The 21,036-nt window shown below is 53.2% G+C and carries 18 protein-coding genes; 12 read left to right on the top strand and 6 right to left on the bottom strand.

The features are described 5' to 3' along the window. Positions 1 to 3 precede the first annotated feature (3 nt). Positions 4 to 1,113, top strand: a complete 1,110-nt coding sequence (locus Q0W37_RS02000; protein WP_297698269.1) for a (p)ppGpp synthetase — start codon at positions 4 to 6, stop codon at positions 1,111 to 1,113. An 87-nt stretch (positions 1,114 to 1,200) separates the two neighbouring features. Here the strand turns inward: Q0W37_RS02000 and Q0W37_RS01995 are convergent, their stop codons facing one another. From Q0W37_RS01995 to Q0W37_RS01985, 3 genes are read right to left on the bottom strand one after another with little or no spacing between them, the layout of a single operon-like run. Further along, positions 1,201 to 1,926, bottom strand: a complete 726-nt coding sequence (locus Q0W37_RS01995; RefSeq protein ID WP_297698267.1) for a Spy/CpxP family protein refolding chaperone — start codon at positions 1,924 to 1,926, stop codon at positions 1,201 to 1,203. Between the two features lie 4 nt (positions 1,927 to 1,930). After that, complete coding sequence (locus Q0W37_RS01990) at positions 1,931 to 2,323, bottom strand: hypothetical protein (protein WP_297698265.1); 393 nt, start codon at positions 2,321 to 2,323, stop codon at positions 1,931 to 1,933. A 2-nt stretch (positions 2,324 to 2,325) separates the two neighbouring features. Then, positions 2,326 to 2,892, bottom strand: a complete 567-nt coding sequence (locus Q0W37_RS01985) for a sigma-70 family RNA polymerase sigma factor (protein WP_297698263.1) — start codon at positions 2,890 to 2,892, stop codon at positions 2,326 to 2,328. A 112-nt stretch (positions 2,893 to 3,004) separates the two neighbouring features. On the opposite strand from Q0W37_RS01985, the gene Q0W37_RS01980 reads away from it, so the two are divergent. Genes Q0W37_RS01980 through Q0W37_RS01970 form a run of 3 tightly spaced genes read left to right on the top strand, consistent with a single transcriptional unit; the run spans position 3,005 to position 5,366 of the window. Further along, entirely contained in the window at positions 3,005 to 4,537 is a 1,533-nt protein-coding gene (locus Q0W37_RS01980) for a DUF1538 domain-containing protein (RefSeq protein WP_297698261.1), read from the top strand. 8 nt (positions 4,538 to 4,545) lie between these two features. Then, complete coding sequence (locus Q0W37_RS01975) at positions 4,546 to 4,962, top strand: hypothetical protein (protein WP_297698259.1); 417 nt, start codon at positions 4,546 to 4,548, stop codon at positions 4,960 to 4,962. Next, positions 4,959 to 5,366, top strand: a complete 408-nt coding sequence (locus tag Q0W37_RS01970) for a P-II family nitrogen regulator (protein ID WP_297698257.1) — start codon at positions 4,959 to 4,961, stop codon at positions 5,364 to 5,366. The genes Q0W37_RS01975 and Q0W37_RS01970 overlap by 4 nt, the downstream gene beginning before the upstream one ends. Positions 5,367 to 5,380: 14 nt before the next feature. On the opposite strand, the gene Q0W37_RS01965 is transcribed toward Q0W37_RS01970, so the two are convergent. Then, positions 5,381 to 7,177 (bottom strand): thioredoxin family protein, encoded by a 1,797-nt coding sequence (locus Q0W37_RS01965; RefSeq protein WP_297698255.1) that lies wholly within the window; start codon positions 7,175 to 7,177, stop codon positions 5,381 to 5,383. A gap of 179 nt (positions 7,178 to 7,356) precedes the next feature. Here Q0W37_RS01965 and Q0W37_RS01960 point away from each other — a divergent pair, with 179 nt between their 5' ends. From Q0W37_RS01960 to Q0W37_RS01945, 4 genes are read left to right on the top strand one after another with little or no spacing between them, the layout of a single operon-like run. Continuing rightward, on the top strand, positions 7,357 to 7,968 hold the full coding sequence (locus tag Q0W37_RS01960) for a sigma-70 family RNA polymerase sigma factor (RefSeq protein WP_297698253.1): 612 nt from the start codon (positions 7,357 to 7,359) through the stop codon (positions 7,966 to 7,968). Between the two features lie 9 nt (positions 7,969 to 7,977). Then, entirely contained in the window at positions 7,978 to 10,125 is a 2,148-nt protein-coding gene (locus tag Q0W37_RS01955; RefSeq protein WP_297698252.1) for a hypothetical protein, read from the top strand. Positions 10,126 to 10,145: 20 nt separating this feature from the next. Next, entirely contained in the window at positions 10,146 to 10,631 is a 486-nt protein-coding gene (locus tag Q0W37_RS01950; protein ID WP_297698250.1) for a hypothetical protein, read from the top strand. 13 nt (positions 10,632 to 10,644) lie between these two features. Next, positions 10,645 to 11,946 carry a CCA tRNA nucleotidyltransferase gene (locus tag Q0W37_RS01945; protein WP_297698248.1) on the top strand — a complete coding sequence of 434 codons (1,302 nt, stop codon included), beginning with the start codon at positions 10,645 to 10,647 and terminating at the stop codon, positions 11,944 to 11,946. A 71-nt stretch (positions 11,947 to 12,017) separates the two neighbouring features. On the opposite strand, the gene Q0W37_RS01940 is transcribed toward Q0W37_RS01945, so the two are convergent. Further along, entirely contained in the window at positions 12,018 to 13,121 is a 1,104-nt protein-coding gene (locus Q0W37_RS01940) for a glycosyltransferase (protein ID WP_297698246.1), read from the bottom strand. 26 nt (positions 13,122 to 13,147) lie between these two features. Here Q0W37_RS01940 and lpxA point away from each other — a divergent pair, with 26 nt between their 5' ends. Beyond that, complete coding sequence (gene lpxA, locus Q0W37_RS01935) at positions 13,148 to 13,915, top strand: acyl-ACP--UDP-N-acetylglucosamine O-acyltransferase (RefSeq protein WP_297698244.1); 768 nt, start codon at positions 13,148 to 13,150, stop codon at positions 13,913 to 13,915. A gap of 42 nt (positions 13,916 to 13,957) precedes the next feature. Here lpxA and Q0W37_RS01930 read toward each other — a convergent pair whose 3' ends face one another. Beyond that, positions 13,958 to 15,145 (bottom strand): cellulase family glycosylhydrolase, encoded by a 1,188-nt coding sequence (locus Q0W37_RS01930; RefSeq protein ID WP_297698243.1) that lies wholly within the window; start codon positions 15,143 to 15,145, stop codon positions 13,958 to 13,960. Between the two features lie 246 nt (positions 15,146 to 15,391). Between Q0W37_RS01930 and Q0W37_RS01925 the strand changes: the two genes are divergently transcribed. The 3 genes from Q0W37_RS01925 to Q0W37_RS01915 are packed head-to-tail and all read left to right on the top strand — an operon-like array spanning position 15,392 to position 21,028. Next, entirely contained in the window at positions 15,392 to 16,132 is a 741-nt protein-coding gene (locus Q0W37_RS01925) for a sugar-binding protein (protein WP_297698241.1), read from the top strand. Between the two features lie 9 nt (positions 16,133 to 16,141). Next, positions 16,142 to 18,691: a hypothetical protein gene (locus tag Q0W37_RS01920; RefSeq protein ID WP_297698239.1), complete on the top strand. Its 2,550-nt coding sequence runs from the start codon at positions 16,142 to 16,144 to the stop codon at positions 18,689 to 18,691. 12 nt (positions 18,692 to 18,703) lie between these two features. Next, positions 18,704 to 21,028 (top strand): hypothetical protein, encoded by a 2,325-nt coding sequence (locus Q0W37_RS01915; protein WP_297698237.1) that lies wholly within the window; start codon positions 18,704 to 18,706, stop codon positions 21,026 to 21,028. The last annotated feature ends 8 nt before the right edge of the window (positions 21,029 to 21,036 follow it).

Here is a 21,036-nt window from a genome sequence, read left to right as displayed (position 1 = left end):
CCTATGGAACAAGAAACAAAAAAGAACTACGGGCTTCCTCCAAGGGAAACGATGATTTTGGAGGAGTTCCGCGAACAGCATATTCTTTTCGAAAAACTGTTGCGGGTGGTTAGGCGCATCCTTCGCGAAAGCATTGCAGAAAATAAAATCTACATCAATGCGATCGAGGGCCGCGTCAAGGCGGAAGATAGCCTTGCGGGCAAACTAGAGCGCAAGTCGGGCAAGTACAGTTCCCTTTCGGACCTGACGGATATCCTGGGTGTCCGCGTCATCACCTTCTATAGCGATGAAGTCGACAAGATTGCGGCCCTTGTGGGGCGCCTGTTTGAAATTGACTGGGAAAACAGTATTGACAAGCGCAAGATGCATGAGATCCATAGTTTCGGCTATAATTCGCTGCATTACATTTGCCGCTTGCCCAAGGAAAGGTATTTTGATCCTCAGTATCCGCAGCTGAACGAAATCCGTTTCGAGGTGCAGATGCGTACGGCTCTGCAGCATGTTTGGTCTGTGCTCGACCACGATACCGGCTACAAGTCTGGCTTCGAGGTTCCCAAGGAGTACCTGCGCAACTTGAATCGCCTTGCGGGAATGTTGGAACTGGTCGACGAACAGTTCTGCCTGATCCGTTCGGGAATCAACGATTACCGTCGTCAGGTGCAGTCCCTGGTAAGTTCCGGCAGCTTCGACGAAGTGGAGCTGAACGGCGATTCGTTCGGCAACTACCTGCAATTGCGTCCGTTCGACATGCTGAACAAGAAAATTGCCTCCATCAACCAGGCTGAAATCCACGAGACGTCTCTCACCCGGTTCTTGAGCGTATTTGTCTCCTTCGGCTTCAGGACCTTGGGGGATATCGACAAGTGCATCAAGAGAAATTCCGAAGATGCTTACCAGCTGGCCGCATTCCAGTTGGCAAACACCGACCTGGATATCATTAACTCTTCGCTCGGCGTGATTTCGCTTTGCTCCGTACACGTGCTCAAACAGGGCGGCGGCGTACTGGAGCTGACCCGTTTCTTGGAGATGCTCAACGGAATTTCGGCGAACAACAAGCACCGTGCCGAAGGCATTTTCCGGGTGGCGCAGAACCTCTCGTTCATGAAAAAGTAACTAGAGAAACGTCGCTTGTTTATAAGAAAGTCCCCGGCATTGCTGCCGAGGACTTGTTGCTTATCAAGGATCAAATTCTAGTTTTTTTTAGTTTGCCGGGGGAGGCGGGAAGCCTTCATGCGGGCCGTGTTCACCGTGCGGGCCAGGGCCCATGCCGGGGTGCGGTCCAGGACCTTTAGGTCCGTTCATCCAGCGCTCCTTGAAGTTCTTCATCTGTTCCTTGTGGAAAGCGTTGAACTTTTCGAACTGTTCTGCGGTCAGGATCTTGCCGAGCGCGGCCATTCCGTTGATGCGGTGTTCGAGCAGGGCCTTGTCAGCGTCGAGTACCTTTGCCTTGGCAGCATCGATACCTGCGGCGTCTCTGCTTTCAAGCGCTGCGCCCAGGGCCTTTTCCGCTTCGTGTTTCTGCTTGCGGAGAACCTTAAAGACGGAGTCACCCTTGGTGCGGCTTTCTTCGATGGCGGCCTTCTGTTCCGGGGTCACCTGCAACAGGGAATCCATGGCGGCAAAATCCATCTTGCCCTTGTGCTTAGGGCCGTGGCCCTTGTCAAAGTCACCGTGCGGACCCTTGTGGCCGTGCTTGGCGCAGTTCGGGCAGTGGCAGGGCTGGCCGTTCTTTTCGCAAGAGCAGGGCAGTCCCTTCATACAGTCGCAGGGGGCGTTCATCGCGCTGTGTTCACAGGGGGCGCCCTTTTTACAACAGGACATGCCCATGCCGCTACAGCAACAGTCGCCTTTGAGTGTTCCCAGGAAAAATCCTAGGGCGAGGGCAAGAATCGCAATGCTTGCCGCGAAGAGTTTGTTTCCGTTCATAGAGTTACTCCTTTATGAGATAGTTAAATCCTACGGTTTCCTCGAGGGTCTCGAATTCGTCGCTGGTGGAGCTTCCGAGGCTTTCGTACCAGCTCAGAACTTCGGACGGCGCGGAACTGTTGATCGAAACGTACTCGGTAGAGGCCTTGTCGGCCAGAATGGTTTCGTTACCTTCGATGTCGTTCGAGAAAGACGGCAAAATCGCGGTCAGGCTTACAAGCACAAAGCTTGCGGCCAGGGGAATCGCGCTGTACCAGCTCTTGATCGAAATGATATTCTTGGGGGCGGCCTTGAGGGGTATGCACTTTTCGGCGTCGAGGCGGGCGCAGACCTTGTCCCACGAGTCAGCCCGAGGAGTGAGCCGCTCCATTTTCGAGAAGTCGATTTTAGTAGACATGGTTAAGCTCCTTTCTTGTTGCCATTGGTTTTGTCCGACTTGGTCGGGCATCTTTCGTTCAAATAGTTCCGGACGAAAGTTCTTGCGCGGCTGAGGCGTGCCTTGATGGTGCCCTCGGGCATCCCGTAGATTTCGGCGAGGTCCTTCACGTCCAAATCTTCGGCGTCTTTCAGCCAGAGCATGCTTCGCGTTTCGGCGGGGAGTGCGTTCAGCCCCATTCCCAAAAGTTCCGGGTCGAAGTTTTCGTTGACGCTTTTCTCTTTGCCGAGTGCCGATTCCACGATAACTTCGAGGTGTTCCTCTTCAAGTTCGCGGTGGCGCTTGTCGCTGCGCAACTTCATCAGGCAGGCATTTACCGTAAGCCTGTAGAGCCATGTCGCAATAGCGGACTGTCCGCGAAAACCCTGCACCGCTTTCGGAATCTGCACAAAGACATCCATCAGGATGTCTTCTGCCTGGTCGCGATCCTTCAGCATGCGGAAGGCTAGGTTCAGCACGTGGCCGCTATGGGAATCCCACAGCATCGCGAGCGCCTCGCGGCTACCTTCTTGCAGGTGTTGAAGTATCACTTTTTCGTCCATTGTACCCTTTTGATGCCCCAAAATGTCCGTCGGTTGCATCTTTTACGAAAAATAATTATAAAAAAGTGCATTTTCTTGCGTTTTTCTATATTTCCCGAGGATGTTTAAGATTATGCTGGACAAGTTGCGCGAGGCGTTCGCCTCGGTATTGCCGGTGACGCTGATTGTGCTTGCGGTGTCGTTTACGCCGCTTGTGCAGCTCACCTTCAAGCAGCTGGTCGTTTTCTGTGTTTGTGCCGTGTTTTTGACGGGGGGTATCGGCCTTTTTAACCTGGGGGCCGACCTTGCCATGACCCCGATGGGTGAACATGTGGGGTCGGGCCTTACCAAGTCGCGGCGCCTGCAGTTGCTCGCTTCGGTGTGCTTTGTGATGGGCGTGCTCATTACGGTTGCTGAACCCGACCTTTCGGTGCTTGCCGAACAGGTGAAAAACGCGGTGGAACCTACGCTCCTGATCGCGACGATTGGTATCGGGGTGGGCCTTTTCCTTGGCCTTTCGATTGTGAAAATCGTTTTCAAGCGTGACCTTTCGACGATTATCATCTTCTTTTACATGCTGCTGTTCATGTTCGGCATGCTGATGGTGACCTTCGGCAAGGACATGTTCGTGCCCCTGTCGTTCGATTCGGGGGGCGTGACGACGGGGCCTATCACGGTTCCCTTTATCATGTCGCTTGGCGTGGGTGTGGCAGGTGCCATTGGCGGTAAGAACGCGAACGAGAACAGCTTCGGCCTGATTGCGCTTTGCTCGGTGGGCCCTATTATCGCGCTCATGGGTCTTGTGATTTTTTCACATGGTGACCTCACTTATCAGCTTTCAGAATCGGCGTATTCCATTGACGCCTGCCTTGGGTCGAATTTCCTGCCGACCATTGTGGACATTGCCGTAGAGGTGTTTGTCGCTCTCGGGCTCATCGTGATTTTTTTCATGCTTTTGCAGCTGACGGTGCTTCGCCTTTCCTGGAACAAGCTTATCCCGATGGCGTTTGGCATTGTGTACACGTTCGTGGGCCTGGTGGTGTTTTTGACGGCCGTGGCGGTCGGGTTCATGCCGATCGGTTTTGAACTGGGCAAACAGTTGGGTAATATGCCCCATGCGCTGGTGGCGGCCGGTTTTGTGCTTGGAATGGTGGTGGTGCTTGCAGAACCCGCCGTTCACGTTTTGAACAAGCAGGTCGAAGAGGTGACGGGAGGCCTTGTGACTAAGCGCTCGATGCTGATTGCGCTTTCGGTGGGCGTGGGGCTTTCCATAGGCCTTTCGATGATTCGCATTATCGTCGGTTTCCCGGTTATTTACTACCTGATTCCAGGTTACTTTATTTCGCTTGGGCTTTCGTTCTTTGTCCCGAAACTTTATACGGCGATTGCTTTTGACTCGGGTGGAGTCGCGAGCGGTCCGCTGACCTCTAGCTTTATCCTTCCGCTTGCGATTGGTGCCTGTGCGGTTATCCGTGACGGGGGCGATTCCATTTTGAACTATGCTTTCGGTATTGTCGCGATGGTCGCGATGACGCCCTTGATTACCATTCAGGTGCTCGGTTTCAGGGCGACCGTCTCGACGGCTCTCCGTAACCGTATGATGATGCGTCGCATCCAGGATGCCGACGACGAACAGATTATCGACTTTATGTAGGGGGCACTGTGGAAATCGAAAAGAAAATTCGGAGTAAGGCTTTGCGCGGAAACACGCGTGCCAAGGTCTCGATGAACCGCCTCAAGATTTTGATTACGGTGGTGAGCCGTGCAAAGGCGGATTTCTACATGGACCACATTCAGTCTTTTGGCGTGAATATGCAGATGGTGCTGTTCGGGCAGGGGACCGCCCCGCGTGAAATTGCGACGGCCATGGGCCTTGCCGATTCTAACCGCGCCGTCATCATCAGCGTGATTGGCGAAAACCAGCTGCAGGCAGCCCTCGAAAGCCTTGCCGAAAAGTTCAACACGATTGAGGGCGGCAAGGGCATTGCCTACACGATTCCCATGGCAAGCATTATCGGCAAGTCCATCTTCAACTTTTTAAGCGACAACCGCAATGCGGTACGGAGAAACGAAAAATGAGCGGATTCAATCACGAAGTCATCTTTTGTATTGTGAATACCGGATTCTCTGAAACCGTGATGGAAGCGGCGAAAGATGCCGGTGCCCGTGGCGGTACGATTCTGAATGCCCGTGGTACGGCGAACAAGGAAGCCGAGTCGTTTTTCCATATCGCGATCCAGCCCGAAAAAGAGATTGTGATGATTCTGGTGGATGCAAAGATCAAGGATGCCGTTTTGCATGCCCTCTACCAGAAGGCGGGGCTTGACACCATGGGGCAGGGGATCGCCTTTTCGCTCCCGGTCGATAACGTGGTGGGCCTTACTCCGTGGAAGGCCGAAATCAAGGCTGCCGAGGCTGTTGCAGAAAAGGCGGCCGAAAAATTCGAGGCCGCCGTCGAAAAAGCCGAGAAAAAGGCTGACTGAAGTATAAACGCGGATTAGAATTTATTTGTGATCTGCTCGACGATGTCGTCGGTAGTCAATATTTCCGAAAGAACGATTTGCCTGGAGACGTCCCCTTCGGGGTAGATGACGTAAGCGGGTACGCCGGATTTTTTCAGACTTTTCAAAAGGGCGTTGACTTCGGGGGTTTCGCGTGTCCAGTCCGCTTTGACTAGGGCCACGTTCAGGCTGTCCATGGCGTGTCGAAAGTCGTCATCGTCGAGTACGGCGGCTTCGTTTGCCTTGCAGGTGAGGCACCAGTCGGCTGTCACGTCAATGAATACGGTGCGCTTCATCTTTGCAAAATCCTTGATCAGGGCGGGGTTATAGTTGAACCAGCCGTCTTCTGTCTTTTGCGCTTGCATACGGGCACTAAAAATTTCGGTGGCCTTCTTTTCGTATTCGGGGGCGATCGCTGCAACCCAGATTGAAAAAAGGACTGCTGCGCTGATGACGATTCCGGCGGATTCCCGTGTGAACGAAGATCCCGGTGGCGCAAATTTGCCGAGGGCAAAGCTGCAGACGACACTAGCGATGACGATAATGGTTAATAGGCCGATGCCCGATGTTCCCGCTTGTCCGTACACGATCCACAGAAGCCATGCTACGCTTGCAAGCAGTAGGACTCCCATCACCTTTTGCAATTTTACCATCCAGACACCCGGTTTCGGGAAGACCTTGAGGACTTTCGGGAAGGCGCTGACGAGCATGTAGGGGAGTGCGAGTCCGAGGCCTGCTGCCGTAAAGAACAGGAACATCACCGGGGTACTTGCGGTAAAAGCGAATCCCATGGCGGTTCCGAGGAAGGGCGCCGAGCAGGGTGTGCTTAAGAGGACGAGAAGGGCACCGGTGAAAAATGCGCCTGCAAGTCCTGCCTTGTGACCCGCGGCATCCATCTTGGTGGTGGCGCTCCACGGGAGCCACAGCTCAAAAACGCCGAAAAAGCTCATGGCGAACGCTGTAAGGATGGCGGCCATGAAGGCGATAAAGCCTGCACTCTGAAATTGCATGCCCCAGCCCGCGGACCCGCCGCCGGCTTTGACGGCGGCGACAACGGCGGCGAGCACCCAGAAACTGCATAATATTCCCGCCGTTGTGGCTCCTCCCAAAGCGAGGAGCCGTCCTCGACTTTCGCCTGCCTGCTTAATCAGGCTGAAGAGTTTCAGCGAAAGTACCGGCAACACGCACGGCATCAGGTTCAGTATCAGTCCGCCGATAAGGGCGAAAAAGAGCAGCACAAGGATTCCTGCAGACGCAGCGGTTTCGGATTCGACTGATGCGATCGATTCGTTCGGGGCTTTCCCTAAGTTACCTTTGTCTGTGGCAGGGCCTGCAGCGCCGTTTATCTTGTCGCTTTTAGAATCGCCTACAGCGGGGAAATTTCTTTTGGCACCGAGGCGTCCGTCCAGCCGAATCGTCTTGCTTGCGGGTGCAAGGCAAATGGAGTTGTCGCAGGCCTGGTAATGGAAGGTGGCTTCGGTACCGAGACTGTCGTAGTTGTCGCTTACGCTTTTCACCGGAACGATGATTTCGAATGTTCCGCGGAACGTGAGAATTTCAAGTTCCAGCGCCTCGTTGTATTCCCTGATGGGCTTTGGCCAAATGACATCGCCGAATTCAATCCCCTCGGCCTTTACCACGATCGAAGAGGGCTTCAGGAATTCGTCGGTGACCTCGTTTGCGTTCACGTGCCACTTGTCCGAAATGGTGACGCTGACCGTAAGTTTTCCACCGTCCTTGAGTGCCCCCGCAGAGTATTCCATGCTCATTTCGGGAGGCGGCATCGAGTTCATGTTGAACTCCTGCGCGTATGCGGATTGTGGATAAGTTGTAAATCCTAGGGCGAAAATGAAAAAAGCTGTTGATAGCTGCAAACAGTTGTTTGCAATTTTCTCAAAAATCCGTTTTTTTTCTTTTAATTTCATAAATTTATTCTCAACTGAAAGATTGCTGTCAAAATTCCTGTTTGAATATGAGTAAATCAAGAATTTTAACAGACGCCCCCTCCAGCTGGGTGGATCGAGTGTGGCGTAAAAATTCCTCCCAAATTTACAAACTCTGTCGTTCCCGGAGTAGGGATGCTGAACTTGCAAAAGACCTTTTTCAGGAGGTTGCCCTCCGTTTTTGCCGTTCGGCCGGTGTTTTGGATCATGATAAGTCCCTTATTCCGTGGTTTAGGACGGTCGTTCGGAATACCTATATGGACATGTACCGCAAGCGATTGCCGATAGAGGTCTCGAGGCAGATTTCGGACTGTTGTAAGCTCTATGCGGATAACAAGGTGGCCCGAGATGTTTGCGAAATGCGCAGGGCGCAGTTTGTCCGTCATCAGCTGGACCGCCTTATGGTTGGGCTTAACGTTTCCGAAAAGCTTGCCATCGAATATTCGAATATCGGCGGAATCCGTGCGGAGGAGGCCTGCCGTTATTGCGGTGTCGACAAGGGAACTTTCTTTAAGCGTAAGGCGTCTGCGTTCAGGAAAATGCGCGAAAGGAAAGACATTTACTTGTCCATGATGAAAAAAATGGATTCTTCAACCCCGAATTTAGATGATCTGCTTACGCGCGCAAGTGAATTTTCGTAATTTTGAGGAGTGAAGTTTTATTTAGTTGTAATAACCCTTTTGCTTGCCGCGCAGGCGTTTGCTGTTGACCACTGGGGAGCGTTTTCGGATCCGTATCCCGTTAACGATGCTGTTGCATTTGGCAGTCACGGTGTGATGCTTGCCACGGGGGGTGGAATTCGCTACCGCGACGAGACCAATGATATCGTCTATCACTCTGACCGCGGGCTAGAAACGTCGAATTTTTATTCCATCGTTTCCTCTTCGCTCGGAACTTTTGCCGTTTCCGAATACGGAATGGTCGTCGCTATGAATGACGGCGGAAATTCCTGGCGCGTCATCAACCGCTCCTATGTGAAAAACAATGTGCGTGCGCTTCCTGGCGTTGCAGAACAGGGCGGACCGATTTTGGTGATCGGCTTTGAGGACCGTCTCGCGTTTTTTGACCTGCCTCGCTCGGTTTCGCTATTGACGGTAGACCGGATTGGCTCCCAGAACCTTTCCATCAACCGTGTCGAGCGTCTTTTGGTGCGAGGGGATTCCCTTTATGTCCAGTTGGCAAATAAGGTCTATGTGCGTTTCATGGACTGGAAAAACCTTTCCAAGGATATGCGACTGAACGATCCTGCCCTATGGACCGAGGTGGCGCCCAGTACGCAGGTGCCTGGGCTTGAACCGCTCGGGGCGCAGACGGTTGAAATTGACGGTACGGTGCTGAACGATACTCTCCTTTATAACGGGGGTGCAAGCAGGGTTCGCTGGAAAATCGAGTCGGATGGGGGATATTACCTTGTCGGTTCCGATCTTGTTGCCTTCTGGCCTCAAGGATCAACGTCTGTCAAGGACCTGTCATCTTACGCCCTTTTCTCCTTGAATGACACCTATGAAATTCATGCCTTGCCGACAGGTAACGTACTTGTGGCATCGATGGATGGAAAGATGGCGTCTGGCAACATGGGTGGATTTAAGCAGTCGGATTATGTCTATGACGCCCACGGTCAGTATACTACGGCCTATTCGTCGCGACTCAAGCTTTTTTCCCACCTGAATGACGGTTATGTCTTTTACCACATCTGGGGTTTTGTCTACCAGCTTTACTCCGATTGGGGAAATCAGCTGGAATACCGTTGGACTCCTGCCGACGGGCAATGCTTTGACAATTTCCTTGAAAACTATCCTATCTCGGCAATGTCCGTTGCCGCTCCGGACCAGTCAGGCTTTTTGACGACCACGGCAAGCAGTAGCGGCTATAGCGTTATTTATGTTACCAAGGACGGCGAAGTCCATTGCGCAAGTCAGGTGGGCAAGAAGAGGATGCCGCAGGCGATTTATGCCAAGGTCGGCGACGACCAAAAATGGTGGGTCTATGTATCTAGCCGTAATGGGATGATGCTTACGGACGATGGTGGACTGGACTTGTTCAAGTTTGTGCGTCCCAAGTCGAATGGCGGCGCTCTTGAAATGGCAAGTGGCGATACGGTAAAGACGTTCCGCGGTGTAACGTCGCCGCCTATAGACCTTGCGTACGATTCGGTTTCGGATAGGCTTTGGTTTGTGACGACGTCTTCGTTGGGTTACCTCGACGAAGATCGCGATACGCTGATTATGCCTTCTTCGACAAAGGGATTGCTCGGTGCCGAATATACGTCGCTCGATGTCGATGTTCACGGAAACTTGTGGGCGGGAACGACGAATCAGGGCGTGTACCGTCTGACAAGGAAGGGACTTTCTCCGGACACGTTGTCTGTCGTGCACTTGACATCCAAGAATGGCTTGCTGAGCGATAACGTGCTGGACTTGTCGATTGATCCGCTGAATGGAACGGCATGGTTTGCACATGAAAAGGGTGTGAGCTTTTACCAGAGAAACGACCTGAAGGATGCCAGCAAGAATATGACCGATTCGGCAACGGTGGAGTTCCGGGCGTACCCGATTCCGTATAGGCCCAAGGTCCATGCCCGCTTTACTATCGACGGTATTGCGGAAAATTCTGTGGTGAGCATTTATAACCGTGGTGGCGCCTTGATCCGGGCTTTCCGAAAAGACGAAGTCCTGGGTGGAAAAGTGGAATGGTACGGTACCGACGGTTCGAACCGGTTGGTCGCTCCGGGAGTCTATTATTACGTTGTCAATAGTGGCTCCAAGGTGAAAAAGGGAAAGTTCATCATCATTCACTGATTTGAATTTATGAGGTAGAAATGAATCGCGTCCTATTCTTTTTAATGCTTGCCGTGACCGCCTGTTTTTGGGGCTGCGCGGGGGAGCGCCAGGGGCTTGTGTGCGACGAAATGGAATACCGCCTGAACACCATGACCTATTCGCCCGACCAGCGCGCCTACGCCGAAGAAGAATTGCGTGTCTGCCGTGAACAGGAAGCCGAGAAAAAGGCGGCGGGCGCTGCGACGCGACAGAGCATCTATGACCGCTTTGCTGCATCGGATTCTACAAAGGAAAAATCCGCTGCGGCCAGTGACTCGAATGAGGTTGCTTCTAAAAATTCGGACGGTAACAAGGACGGCGAAATCTCCGTGTCCGAGGCGCTCAAGGATTCCTCGGGCGAAAAGACGACGAGTATCTATGACCGCTACAAGTCCGTTGAACCTTCGGCGGATAATGTCGCGGCGGAAAATGTTCCAGCCGAAACACCGGATACTTCTGCAGCCGATGTCGGGAACTTCCAGTAGGGCGATTGAGTAGATGGCTAGAATTCAGACTCTTGCCGGTGAATGGTTCGAACCGGATTTGCCGGGGCGCCTCCTGAAAATTGCAAACGATATCCGCGAAGCGGGTGGCCGCGCCTATTTGGTGGGCGGCTGGGTCCGCGACGCCCTTTTGGGCAAGTCCTGCCGCGACTACGATGTTGAAGTCTACGACATGGCGCAAGATGCGCTGGTGCCGATTCTCTCGAAGTACGGTCGCACGAACTTGGTCGGCAAGGCGTTTGGCGTCATTCACCTCGCCATGAAGGGACTTTCTCTCGACTTCTCCTTTCCGCGTACCGAAAGCAAGGTCGGCTACGGGCACCGCGGCTTCGTGGTACATACCGATGAAAAACTCAGCTTTAAGGAGGCTGCCCTCCGCCGCGACTTCACCATCAACGCGATGGGTATGGAACTGCCGGAGCTCACGCTCTGCGATCCTTACGGCGGTATCGACGACTTGAAAACGCATACATTGCGTCATGTGGGCCCCGCCTTTGCCGAAGATTCTCTGCGCATCTTGCGCGGGGTGCAGTTTGCGAGCCGTTTCGGTTGCACGCTTGCTCCTTCGACCGTGGAACTTTGCCGCACGCTTTCGCTCGATGACCTCTCGGTGGAACGCCTGTTCGAGGAATTCAAGAAATGGCTCTTAAAGCCGGGGAAACCCTCTCTTGGCCTTCGCGCATTCCTGGATATCAAGCTTGACGAATATTTCCCTGAAATCCGTCCGTTCGAAAGTTCCTGGGATACGCTCGGCGTGGTTCTCGACAATATGGCGGCGTTGCGAGACACCTGCCTCGCGGAAAATAAGCCCTGCACCCTTTCGGAAGCGCAGACGATGGAATTCGCCTTTGCGGCTCTTCTTGCGGACAGCGCCGAGACGTCGCTCAAGTTCCTTGAACGTATCACGAACGAGGTGCATCTCCTGAAGATTGTACCGCCGCTCCTGAAGGCGTTCCGTGAAATTGCCCCTTCGATTGTGGAAGATGCTCCTGCACTTCGCCGCCTCGCGGTAAAGCTCGGCGGCTTGAAGCTCCTTTGCCTGCTGGTCCAGTGTGCTCCTCGCGAATTCTTCGTGGCCGACCAGGACTTCGCCGAAAAACTTTGGAAGGCTGCCGCTGAATATGATCTGTTGGAAGCCGCTCCGCAGCCCTACCTGACGGGCAAGATGCTCATGGACCTTGGCGTTAAACCGGGAAAGCAGATGGGTGAAATCATCAAGAAAAGTTTCGAACTGCAGCTCGACGGCAAAATCAAAAACGCCGAAGACGCCCTCGCCTGGGCGAAAACTGCCCTCTAGTCATTCCTACTGTCATCCTCGACCAAGCGAAGCGCGGGAGGGGATCCAGTGAGGCTTATGACGTTAAAGGGTTATTTCCACCTAAACATTCCGGTGATTCCTGCCGGTACGGCGAACACGATCATCGGAATTTGGATGATTTCAGTGGGCAAGAACGCTAGCATCCTGCGCTTGGCATGCAGCTTCCACGAAGCGATCATCACGAATACAAAGTCCACCAGGATTTTCGGCAGAATGCTGAATACGCACCACTGCCACGGGCAATCCAGAAAGAGTACGCACCAGGGGCTGATGAACATCCAGATGTAGTAGGTGTAAATCAGCGTGAGCATCAAAACGTACGCCTTGTTTTCGTAGTTGGTGCCGTTGCTGCTCCAGCGGGCGCGTTGGTTAAAGAGCTGTTTCCAGGTATGCACCGGCGCGGTCTCGATGACGGCGTCCTTGTCCAGGTTATAGCAGACCTTGGTGCCCGGAATTTTCATCATCTTGTGGATGAGCATGTCGTCATCGCCGCTCGAAAGATTCACCAGGTCGCCGAAACCGCCCACGGCAAAGAACAGTTCCTTCTTGTAGGCGAGGCACGCTGCAGAAGCGACGATCGGATGGCCCCAGCTGAATCCTGCTGCTTCCATGGCGGTATAGCCGAGCGTTTCCATTTTCTGGTACAGGTGCGGCATTGTGCGGCTGCCGTTGTTCTGCTTTGGACCTTGCACAATGCAGATTCCGTCCACAAAGCGGCCCGCCATTGCGGTAATCCAGCTCTTGCGCGGAATGCAGTCGGCATCCATTGTCAAAAGAATGTCGTACTTGGCAATCTTGAAGGCGCTTTCGAGGGCGCGTTTCTTGGGGCTTGCGATAACCGGCAAGTCCTGCGGCAGTGAAAGTATGCGAAACTTCGGGTGCGTCGCTGCAAATTTTTCCAGAATTTCCCTGGTAGAATCGGTGGAACGGTCGTCGACGCAGATTACTTCCCATTCGCCCACATAATCCTGATCGGCGAGGGCTTCCAGGGTGCGCTGCGCGAATTCCTCTTCGTTACGCATCGGCACCACGACCGAAACACTCGGAGTCGCCTTCGGCCCCTTGTAACGGTGCGTACGGATAACCCCTATGATAAAGAATAGGAACAGGAGCACGTACAGTGCGGTGAGACATGCGATGATAATGCCGCCCATATGCCGAAATTTAGTAAATTTAAGTCATGATCCATCCTTCCGCATTTGTTCACCCGCAGGCCAAAGTCCACGAAACCGCCGTTATTGGCCCTTGGTGCCTGGTTGATGCCGGTGCCGAAATTGCCGAAGGAGTCGTTCTGGAATCCCGCGTGCATGTGTACGGCGGGGTGTCCATCGGAAAGAATACGCATGTTTTTGACGGGTCGATCCTCGGCGGCCCTCCGCAGGACTTGAAGTACGCAGGCGAGCCTACCCGTCTTGAAATTGGCAAAAATTGCACCATTCGCGAATACTGCACTCTCAACCGTGGCACGGTGCAGGGGGGCGGATGCACCCATGTGGCAAACAAGGTGCTGGTGATGGCCTACTCGCATATCGCCCATGACTGCGATATCCGAACGGGCGTCGTCATTGCAAATAGCTGCCAGCTCGGCGGGCATGTGCGTATCGGTGAATATGCGACTATCGGCGGCGTAACCGCAATCCAGCAGCGAAATCAGGTGGGCGCCTACGCTTTCGTGGGGGGAACCCATAAGGTCGACCGCGACGTTCCCCCGTGCACCAAGGCATCGGGAAATCCCATCCGCTATGGAGCCCTGAACCTGCACGCCCTCCGCCTTCATCCGGAAGAATTTCCCGAGGAACGTATCCAGGCGCTTTCCCGTGCCTACCGCGAACTTTACCGCAGCGGGCGCCCCGTTGCAGAAGTTATCGATGAACTTAAAAAAAGCCCGGAACCTCTGTTCCAAGCCTTTTTCGACGAGCATTGGGGCGGCACTCTTGTTCGGCCGTAGGCCGCGCTGTTCCTCGAAGCTCCCCTTACGGTTTACAGCCTATTACTTGTCTAGCGCGAGAGCCTTGAGAATTTCGGGGTACCATTCGTCGGTACTCTTGTCGTAGATGTCGAATCCGACTCCCGTGAATCCCCAGATATGCCATGAATAGTCCAGCTGGTTTGCCGTCTGGACAATGGCCTTGATGTAGAGCGCCCTGTTGGCGTCATCCTGGCCTTCGGCTTCGCACCTGGAAGAGGCCCCGAATTCGCCGATGTTCAGCGGAATGTGGGTGCCGTCCTTACCGGGGAAAACTCTCTTGGCGGTGTTCACGTAGCTTTTGAGGTCGCTCACGATTTTCAAAAGCGCTTCCTGGTCGTTTGCTTTCCAGAGGACTCCGTTGGAACAGTCGGTGTTGTGTCCCTGGTGGCTGTATTTGAACGGTTCGTAATAGTGACCGTCAATAATGATGTTGCTGTCCTTAATGTCGGCAAAAACCTCCATCAGCTCGAACTTACCGAAATCGCCCGGGTCGATCATAATGGTGCGGCCGGGGTTTGTCTTGCGGATAATCTTGATGGCGCTATCCGTCATTTGGGCAAGGACTGCGTCGGATTTGCCTCTGGATTCGTTCAGAATCTCGAAAATGAGCGAGTCGTTGTCGAAATCCTTGAATTCCTCGGCGACATTTTCCCAAATGCCGTAGAAGGCGGCCATGTATTTTTCCGGATTGTCGTAGAGTTCGTTAAAGTGGTGCTGGTTGATAATCACCGGCATTCCCAGGCCGTTTGCAATCTTGATATGGCGTTTCACGCCTTCGACACGTTCGGCCTGCAAGGTGTAGGGCGGCTCGTGGAGGGCGGTCTGGTTCCAGCGAACGGGCATACGGATCGACTGGAAACCGGCATCTTTGGCGATTTGGAACCATTCGTCCTGTATGGAGTTACTCCAGTATCCGTCAAGATAGTCGTAAACCATGTCCGGGTCGAAATTCGACGATGTGATGCTGTATCCTGATTCCCAGGAGTTCCCGAAGTTGATGCCGTGGCCAAGCATCTTGTTTACGGCGATGGCGCGGCTGTAGTTGGGAAGTTCCACAGTTTCGGAAGATTCAATGTCGATGCTTGCCGACGAAAGGGCGGTGCTTTCGGAGGAATCCGGTTCGGGAGCCGTGCTGGACGATTCCTCGTTGCATCCCTGCATAAGGAAGGTAAGCGAAAGGGCAAAAGCGCTGTAAAGTAATTTTTTCATAGAAACAACCCTAATCTATGATGAAGTTCAACAAGTATAAAAGTAAATTTATTTTCCCGTTCTATACCGCTTTTTTCCGCGTTTTTGTTTACTTTGGAAACCATAATTGTATTTCTCGGATGTTTCGGTAAAGCGATAAAAGAGTTATTTTTCGCATTGGGTGCTTTGAAAAATATTTTTTCGGGAACGATATTCCCAAAAAAGATTATATTTTGGCACCGTCTGAATTTGGAGACTCCTTAAGGTATGAAACATATGAGAATCTCGTCTATATTGAAGTGCGCAGTTGGCGTGCTTCTTGCCGTTTCTTTAGCGGATGCGGCCTCGTTTAGCAGCTACCGCGACCGCGATGCCGGACGCTTCGTTCTTAAAGAAGGTAAGCCTTTCCGTCCTGACAAGGACATTGTCACTGTCGTGATGCGTGAAGCTATTCCTCGTGGCGGTGGATACACCTACCAGTATCCGCGTGAAAACCCCGAACCGGTCCTCACGGATAAGTACGCCATGGAAGGTGCCCTTTCTATGGAAATCGAACTTATCGCAAGCGACTATTCCGGTGTGGCTATTTGTATTGCCGGTTCTGTAGACCTGACTCCCTATATGGAAGATGGCGTCCTTGAATTCTGGATCAAGGGTGCGCAGGGTGGCGAAAATGCCCTGTTCGTGCTCGTGGACGACGGTGTGAAGAGCGGTGGCGAATCCCTGCAGGTGAAGCTCCGTTCCAAGAGCCTCGGCGAAATCACCACCGAATGGACCCGTTTCAGTATCCCCCTCAAGCTGTTCGGTACGACGGGTGTCTACTGGGATGCCAAGAATACTCGCGAAGTGATGCTTCCGTTCAACTGGGCAAACTTCAAGGGTTTCCGTCTCGAAGTCCGTAAAGACGAAAACGAGTCCTTCAAGGTCTGGATGGACGATATCGTCATCAAGAAACATGGCAAGGCTTACGAAGGCCCGGCCTATTACCCGTTCCGCAACGAGATTTAAGAGGTTTGTATGCGTAATCTATCTATAGCCGTGCTGCTTTGCTCGTCGTTTTTGATGGCTCAAGATTTCGATGCCGATGACCTGTATTCCGGTGACGAATCTTCGGCGACCGAAGAATCTGTATCCGAACCTGAACCGGCGGTCGAGGATGAATCTTCCGAGGAATCCCCTGTAGAAGAAGCCGCCTCCGAAGAGGAATCTTCTTCCGAAGAATCCGTGGCCGATTCCTATGATTCCGCCCCTGTCGAAGAAACTTCCGTTGCCGAATCCGAAGCCTCTGCTCCGGCCGAAGAACCTAAGTTGGCTGGTGCTGCCACCGAGGCTGCCCCTGCAAAGGAACCTTCGATTGCTCCTATCTATATTCCTAAGGAAATGACCGCAGAACAGCGCGTTGCCGCTATCGAAGCGGATCTCGACACGCTTTCCAACAACATGGAATCCACGCTGCTTGGAAAGGACGATGCTCCTCTCGCCGTTTCCGGTTACATGGCTTTCCGCGTCAAGAATTTCGACTATACCGAAATCGCTCCGGTGTACGGCGATGACAAGGCTCGTACGCTTGTGGACGCAACCCTCAAGATGAACATGGTCCTTATGCCCAACTCCTACATGACGTTGTGGAGCAATATGACCTTCCCGTTCGATCTCACGGGTCTCTATACAAACTATTTGGCTAAGAACCCGAACACGAACCCGAGCTACAACTGGGAACGTGTCCCGTTCGATCATAACTCCGACTACACGCCGGCATCCGTCGAAGAAGAAATGAACTTCGGTGTCGATATCCGTTCCTCCGTGTTCGGCGCCTACGTGACTGCGGGCGGTGTGATTTGGGCATGCGCTTCTCCCCTTACCATGTGGGAACGTGAAACGATGCCTCGCTTTGCCTGGCAGTATGAAACCTTCGAAGAAGAAAAGACTGTTTCTACCTATTATAAGGAAAAGTCCTTCAAGCCCGTCAAGGAAGGCGGCCGCGCCTTCTGGACAAACCGCTCTTTCGGTGGCGTGTTCATGAACGTGTACAATATGCCGTTCGGCCTTATCGCCCAGGCGATGATTTCTCAGCCCAAGGACATGGATGCCGGTACCCGCGACGGTCTGCGCCTTTACGGTGGCCAGCCCAGCGAACTTGAAATGGACGGTAACTACGATTTCCGTGGCGATGTCTACCACGCAAGACTTGCGAAAACCAAGATTCTTGACGGTATGACGCTCGGTGCGAACTACATGGGCGTGTTCTACGATGACGGTCTCATTGACGAAGACGAATTTGTCGGTTCCTGGACCAAGCTCAAGTTCGAAGGCGAACCGCATTTCGAAAACAACCAAATTGCAACCATGGATATCAAGGGTAACCTCACCCCGAAATTCTACTTGATGGCCGATCTCGGTTTGAGCTGGGACGATTCGACGTCCTTCCATAACGTGGGTAACGAAAACAAACGCATTTACAACCGCGATTCCGTCTCTACGGGAACCTCCACTCCGGCGTTCGGTATTTATGTCAAGGTGCAGGATAAGCACCTCGACTGGCTCCCGACAACGATCGAAGGTGTCTACTTCTCCGAAAACTTCTTCTCTCCGTACGGCATCACCGATCCGTCGCGCTTCCGCAGCTGGCGTAAGGATGAATTCTACCTGAACGGCGGTGCCATGCGCTATGGTCCTAACATGGCTGGCTTGAACTTCAAGTTCGAACCGGAATTCAACCGTGGCCGCTTGGGCGTTCAGTACGCCCAGCACCGTCAGGTGGCAAAGGGCAAGGACGTGATCCTGTTCAACTACCGCTTGAACGGCCGCAACATGTGGGAAAGCACCAACTCCTGGACCAAGTACAACGCAATCTTCTGGGCTGACTCGGGTAACGCAACTTCGGCTGACGGCTACGTGAACCGTGCCGGTGTGCTGACTCCTGCCCGCAAGATGGAACGTCAGCGCGGTGGCCTTTACGGTGGAACCTGGGAACTTTGGGAATCCTTTGTCGCTTATGAAGACGCAAAGCAGATCAAGACCGAGGAAGTTCCTGAACACACCAAGTGGTCTTCTTACCTCTCGATTGACGGTGGTTACGATATCGGTCACTGGTTCGGTACCGACCGCAACCTGATGATGTCCGGCTATGCAGCAATTTCCGGTGTGTCGAAGACTTTTGCTCCGGTCGCCTACAGCGAAGAACAGAGCGACATGTTGCTCTGGAGCTTCTACGGCCTCTTCGAACCCACCTTCGCACTCACTCCGACTCTCCACCTGGTGGGCCAGGTCGGTTTCGAAACCTGGAAGTCTGAATACGGTTATACGGTTGCAAACGACGACGTCCGCGTCGGTGGCATTGTGGCAAGTGGTGCTTACGGCAACCTGATTCCTACGTCGCAGACGACCTACACCAAGGCTCCTCTCGACTACTATCAGACGGCTCTCGGTATCGGTTTCGACTGGGACTTCTCTCCGCGTGCGGGTCTTCACATGCGCTATAAGTGGGCGACCCATACGGATAACTACGTCTCCGAAAACAACTGGAGCGGTCACTTTATCACTGCAGAAACAAAGGTTTGGTTCTAAGGGGTCAATGGTATGAAAAAGATGTATAAGTTATTACTATCTCTCCTTGTTACGGCTACTGCCGCATCCGCTGTATCGGATTACGATATGAACATGCAGCTGAAGGCAAAGCAGGACTCCCTCGAAGCGAAGCGTGGCCTTGAAATTGACGGAAACATCAAGGGCGTGCTCAACAACGTCTATATGTCCTCCGATCAGGAAAAGGCCGAGCTGAACAAGATGCCTAACGCAGAACGTTCCCAGTTCGTGACGGCAGACCTCGGCTTCCATTTCCGCCCCTACGACGCGGTTCGTTTTAACGCGATTCTCCGTTTTGAAGCGGGCATGCAGAACTACTTTGCCAGTTCGGCAAAGAGCATTTCGGTTCCTTGGCTGAATGTCGAAGGTAATATCGGCAGCGCCTTCTACTGGGTGGTCGGTGACTTCCGCGAACAGTACAGCCCCCTTACGCTGTATTCACCGTCGGGTATCGACGAAATCCTTTACGAACCCATGATCTTTACGCGTGGTCGTGAAATGGCAATGAGTAACGCCATGATCGAAGGTAACCAGCGTAACCTTCAGGGTGTAAACCTCCAGCTGCGTAACGACTTTGGCGGTATGGCCGGTGAAGTTCGCCTCGAAGGTATCTTTGCACGTCTGCGTCGCGTCCAGCTGCTGGACTTCTCCGGCTCAAACGGCAACTTGCTTCCGAATGGCGGAAACTCCGTTGTAAACGACGGTGCAGTCTATCCGGGCTCTTACCAGTCTGCCAACATGGACAAGTGGATGTTGAGCGGTAACTTCGAATACCTGCCGGTGAACAAGAACGTATTCCTCGGATTCACGGGAATGTACGTCTTTGACGATAGCGCCTCTTTCACCCGCACCATGCGCCCCGAAAACCAGGAAGTGATTGTCGATGGACAGTTGCAGTCCTATGAGGATGGTTCTCTTGGCATGGTGACCAACCCGACGTCCTTCGATTTGGGCGAATACAAGCCGGACTACATCAACCCGCTCGATCTGGATCCGCAGCGTACGACGGTCTTTGCTGGACGTCTCGGTGTCGATGTCGCGGGCCTCATGGCAAACAAGGAACTCACCTTGGATCTCATGGGTGAATATGCGATGTCTAGCGACAAGCTCTACGAATACGAAACAGTGACGACTACTGCCGAAGACGGTTCCGAAATCCAGAACGTCGAAAGAAAGGAAGTCGATAACAACGGCAAGGCTCTCCTGGTGACCTTGAATGCGGGCTACAAGATGCCTGCCGGATTGAACGTCCAGCTTTCTGCAAATTACCTGATGAACGACAGCAACTGGTACAACAACTTGGCCCAGTCGCCGCAGTTCTTTGCCTCGCGCATTTTGAATACCGACAAGGATGGTAACACGATCCGTTACGGCGTGAATTCCCCCTTGTACTCCACTTTCGGTGCCCTCTACTATTTCGATCCGAAGTTCACTCCGGTATCGACCCAGCTCGCTAACACTGACGACCCCACCGTAAAGGGACAGACCCAGAGCTACAACATCGCTCCGATGGTGAAAAACTCCTGGCGTAACCTGGTGTACACCCGCAAGGAACTCGCCCTGATGAGCACCATGCTCGATCCGGCCGTGCAGATGAGCTTGCCGAATGGTCTTGCTACCCCGAACAGAAACGGTGCCAAGGCGGACCTTAAGGTGGGCTTCAACGACTTCGTGGAAGTGGGCGGCCTCTTCACCATGCTCAAGCAGGACAAGAGCGACAACGTCTCCTTTAAGGAAGCCGAATTCATGGAATATGGCGGCGGACTCAAGTGGAACGTCTTCAAGATGCTCGGCTTTACCCTCCCGCTCGAACTTTCGGGTAGCTACAAGCACTCCGTAAAGACTCAGGAACTGACGGACGAAGCCAAGGCCGTTATGCCTATCGCCGACAAGGGTGAACTCAGCCTCGACTTTATCAACGCCGGTCTTTATGTCCAGTACATGCCGCGCCTCGGCTTGAGTGCAGGACTTCAGATGATCGACATGAAACTGGATGCCCTTTCCTCTGCTAAGTATTCCCCGGGCTATGTGAACCCGCTTTTGAAGGGTAAGCAGATGCAGTGGATGGTCGGCCTCGACTACACCGTGGGCGATGGCGTGTATCTCGCCTTGAATTACGGTTGGATCACTACGGAAAACACCTATAACACCACTTCGGGTGTCGTTGGCTCCAATATGCCGAACTACGCCGAAATCGCGGTGAACGATGCCGAAGGCAATCCGATGGTGAACGAGGACGGCAGCGCAGTTGTGGTTCCCGAATACAAGCATAAATTCTCCCAGGCTGTTGTTCAAGCAGTCTTGAACGTCAATTTCTAAGGGGGGTG

Source organism: uncultured Fibrobacter sp., assembly GCF_947166265.1.
In the GTDB taxonomy this organism is placed as follows: Bacteria; Fibrobacterota; Fibrobacteria; order Fibrobacterales; family Fibrobacteraceae; genus Fibrobacter.
This window is presented reverse-complemented; position numbering and strand designations above follow the sequence as displayed.